Below are 3,414 nucleotides of genomic sequence, written 5' to 3'. Positions count from 1 at the left end.
AATCTCCTGCTTTGGCTTACCGCTTTATTATACTAAATACCATGGTGAACTTGGATCGGCTGCTAAGACTGTTTGATCATAAGAACAGCCTACTTAGTTCAAAAGGTGATCAAAACGGAGTTTTCACACAGGCTGGGCTCACTTAAGACCGTTGGACCTTCATGGTCAGTTACGGAATCTTTGCCCCAGAATCCGGACATTGCTACTTATTCGACATTTTGAATGTAATTTTGTTTTGATTAAATATTTTGGCTGGCAAAGAACACCTGCGAGTTCAATTAGTCAATGCAACGCTACACTGACGTAAATAGATGGTACAGCCAAATTGCATGGCTAATAATTTGTGCAGGATAACGATAACAGAGGTAGATGTTTGAATTTTTCATCCGTAGAGTATCGAATAATTAATTGGGATGCTGTTAAGTCGACAGTACCTTGTCATCTTAACCAATACAATATTGATGCTTGCCATTATTCTTGGCTTTGTACATTGCATCATCGGCGGCCTTAAGTAGTACTTCCTGAGAAGTATAAGCAGGCGAATCAAATATTACTCCTATACTGGCGCCAACGCTTACTGAAAGTTCGTCTATAATTAGGGGAAATTCAAGGTCGGATAAAATGCGATTTACTATATTTACAGTAGTGTCTTTACTACTCAATCCATCTAACAAAATCAAGAATTCATCCCCTCCTAGTCTGCATACCGCATCACCGTCTCGTACTTTTGACTTCAAAATTTCAGAAACTCTGATTAAAAGTTTATCACCGATTAGATGACCAAAATCATCATTAACTTGCTTAAATCCGTCTAAATCGATAAAGAGAAGTGAGTAACGAACGACTTCTATTTTGTTATCTTTAGATAACAAAGATTCAATACGACGATTCATACTCTCTCGATTAAGCAATCCTGTTAGCCCATCATACTTTGCAACCAATTCTAATCTTTCCCTTTCTGATTTCTCTTGTGTTTTCTCCTCATATCTATAAATCGCACTTGATATATGTTGCGACGCGAAATGAAATAACCGCGCATCAGACTCGGTAAAAACTAAATGGTCGGTATAACTCTGAACAACAACGACGCCAAGCATTTTGCCGCCAGCGTTTAGCGGTGCTCCTAACCAAGATTCCGCCGAATGTGTTCGAGGGTCTAACTTACCTGATTTACTTAAATTAACAATTTGAGTATGGGATAAAAGCATGGTCTCACCGGCTTTAATGACCATTTCTGTCAATCCATTCGCAACAGGGCGTCTGGGGAAGTCATGGGCGTATTCTTTTTCTAAGCCATATGTATCTTGGTAAAAGCAGAAATTTAAAATCTGTCCTTCATTTTCAAGACGCGCAATATAAAAATTCGACGTATCAATAACATGGGATAGTTCGAGACAGACACTTTTGTATAGCGCTTCAATAGTTAGTTGTGAATTATGCGAAAGTTCCGAAATGCGAAAAAGAGTTTGAAGCAGTACCTCCATTTTTGTATTTTTACTTACCAATGTTTCCTGATGTAGCAACGCTTCTCGATTTTTTGTCGCGTTTTCCAATATGCCAGCTTCATAGCCTTTGCTGAATCCCCTTGCATATTCTAGAGTAACGGTACCAGTCAATTTAGTTGCTTCATTTGATTTCGAATGCATATGATTAATGTCAGTATTGTTTTGAGTATCCATACAACTACTATTTTCCCTTACTTGTCGAGTTATCGCCTAACTCATCTTTAAGTTGCTTAATCGGAAAGGCGCCTAGGTTTATAACATTAGGCAAGATTGGTCGCAATACACCTGAAGTGGCATAGTTAAATAGACCACTGCTTCAGTTATCAATGCAAAAAAATTATTTTGAATCAAGCATCGAAAGATATTTTTGCGCCTTTAATTAATTTTTGAGCCAAGAGTAATTATATCCTCTGTCCAACAAACTATTTTTTAGCTCATTCTTTATCTCGTTATCACTTCGCATGTAAATTGAGCGAAGTTCATTATCATAACTTTCAGGCTTGAACCCTCTTTCTATCGCTTTATCATACCAACAGTGTCCATCATTTATATTGCCAAGTAACATGTGAGAGGCACCAATAAGAGTGCATGGTCTAAAATCAGTTGGGCTTAATTCATGAGCTTCTTCACCTAATTTCAAGGAATCAGAATATTGGCACAAATCGCGATACACACCACCTGAAGTTGTTAGTAAAGCAGAGTTTAGTTTTTTATTACTTCCAGAGAATTTAAACGGATAATTCGATTGAATTGTTCTAATAATCAGTTCCGGATTCTTACTTTTTCTAAAATCAGCAATCGCATTGACTAAGCTCCACGGTTTTTTTGTTCTCTCCCAGTGCTTCAAATGTATTTTTGCTCTGTTCATATAAAAATCAAGCAACGCTTGAGAAGTTTCATGAGTATCAAATCCTTTCTCATGAAGCCAAAAAAAGTCTTTTTCAGAAGCATCGCCTTTTTGAAGCCTAGTTAATATTTTGTCCGCATAAGAACTTCTTTTTATTTTATTTAGTCCAAATTCTGGGAAGTCGCGAAAATGTTCCAAATACTGAGATTTTGCCTTTGCTTGTTTGGCTTCCTGAACTAGAGCTGCCTTCTTCTTATTAAGTACTTTTACCCGTTCTGAGTCTTCTTTTATTTGCTGCTCTTCTCGTTTAAAGGCCAAGATATAAGGTTTTATAGCAGCTGTGATATTATTTAGTACTTCATGATTAGAGAACTCTTGCTTTGTGACTGTTTTAGACTTTTTTGCTTTAATCTTCAGCGCCAAACATAAGTTAAGAAATTTAGGGCTATCGTTGTTTTCGATCAGTTCAAATAGGCTCACAAATTCATTGCCCATTGCCTCTGATAATTTTTTCGTATTGCAGCGAGTTATGTATGTTCCTTTTGTTGAGCAATAACGAGACAAAACCTCCATATAAGTTCGATGAACTGGGTATTGTGTCAAAGGAAACAATACCTTTGCTTTATTGACGATGGTTTCCAACTTTATAACTTCCTTGTGCCGCAAATCCTACATTCTAAGATAATAGCCTTTGCAATAAATAGTTAATCTGCGTAATAGGTATGAATTCTATTAGCAGTTCATCATGCAATCGAATTTACTATTCCACTTCAGACATAATGGATTGTGATCTACAAAGCGAATAAGCAACTCAAAAGTATGATAGACATGATGCTCTTAAAAATACTTACATTACAATTTTAAGACGATGTTTTTGTATTGGCTAGGAATGACGCGTGAGATGTATCAGATACGGTCCGGTTTAGGCTCAGGCTGTGTAAAAACTCATAAATTGCCGTAAGTTCGAGTGCTATGTTCACTCTTTCGTGATGGTAAACGACTCTTATGGTTAGTTTGGTATGTTTCTGATTTTCTATATTATGATAATTGGTAACAGGCTGT

At 36.8% G+C, this 3,414-nt stretch carries 3 protein-coding genes; all 3 read right to left on the bottom strand.

Translation table 11 applies throughout. From position 1 onward, the window contains the following. Positions 1 to 443: 443 nt before the first annotated feature. Positions 444 to 1,679: a diguanylate cyclase domain-containing protein gene (locus ACKLNX_RS00140; protein WP_412970781.1), complete on the bottom strand. Its 1,236-nt coding sequence runs from the start codon at positions 1,677 to 1,679 to the stop codon at positions 444 to 446. A gap of 205 nt (positions 1,680 to 1,884) precedes the next feature. Then, positions 1,885 to 2,994, bottom strand: a complete 1,110-nt coding sequence (locus tag ACKLNX_RS00135) for a hypothetical protein (RefSeq protein WP_412970780.1) — start codon at positions 2,992 to 2,994, stop codon at positions 1,885 to 1,887. A 218-nt stretch (positions 2,995 to 3,212) separates the two neighbouring features. Next, the coding region (locus tag ACKLNX_RS00130) for a hypothetical protein (protein WP_412970779.1) at positions 3,213 to 3,414 on the bottom strand (202 nt) is incomplete at its 5' end.

The sequence above is a fragment of the Glaciecola sp. MF2-115 genome (assembly GCF_047250385.1).
In the GTDB taxonomy this organism is placed as follows: domain Bacteria; phylum Pseudomonadota; class Gammaproteobacteria; order Enterobacterales; family Alteromonadaceae; genus Glaciecola.
The sequence above is the reverse complement of the archived record's forward strand: the minus strand, read 5'-3'. Positions and strand labels throughout refer to the sequence as shown.

What these genes read in the sequence shown, in the direction of transcription:
- ACKLNX_RS00140 (WP_412970781.1), bottom strand. Translation starts at nt 1,679, where the DNA reads ATGGATACTCAAAACAATACTGACATTAATCATATGCATTCGAAATCA.